This is a genomic window from Myxococcaceae bacterium JPH2, assembly GCA_016458225.1.
Lineage (GTDB): Bacteria > Myxococcota > Myxococcia > Myxococcales > Myxococcaceae > Citreicoccus.
In genome coordinates this window covers 1-494 of sequence record JAEMGR010000089.1, presented here as the reverse complement: position 1 = coordinate 494, position 494 = coordinate 1, and the positions used below count along the sequence as shown (strand labels likewise).

General features: G+C 67.2%; 1 protein-coding gene. It reads right to left on the bottom strand.

Translation table 11 applies throughout. The annotated features are described in order from the left end of the window. Window positions 1-494 (bottom strand): hypothetical protein (locus JGU66_36215; GenBank protein ID MBJ6766221.1); only part of this gene is annotated, 494 nt, incomplete at both ends.

The following is a 494-nucleotide window of genomic DNA, read 5'->3' as shown; positions in this document are numbered from 1 at the left end:
CCCTGGAGCCAGGAGCGCTGCCACTGGGCGAAGTCCGCGTATTGGATGGGCAGCGGCGGGAGCGTCGGAGCTGAACCGCTGACGAAGGCGGTGTACGCGGCGCTCAGCTCCTTCGAGAGCACGTCGATGGACCAGCCATCGAAGATGGTGTGGTGGAAGTTGAGTAGCACGACGTGGTCGTCGTCGTGGACCTTCAGCACCGAGGCTCGGAAGAGCGGGCCGTGGCGCAGGTCGAACGGCTGACGGACTTCGTGCTCCGCGTGGGCTCGGATGGCGGCGTCGTCGCGGTCGTTCTCCGCGAGGGTTCGTACGCTCAGCGAGAAGGGCAGCTCGGGCGCGATGCACTGGACCGGCTGTCCATCCACTTCCGCGAAGGTGGTGCGGAGAACCTCGTGACGGCGGATCAGCTCGCGCAGGGTGCGCTCCAGCGCAGGGACATCCAGCGCGCCCTTGAGCCGCGTGAAGATGGGGACGTTGTACGAGTGTCCCGTGCG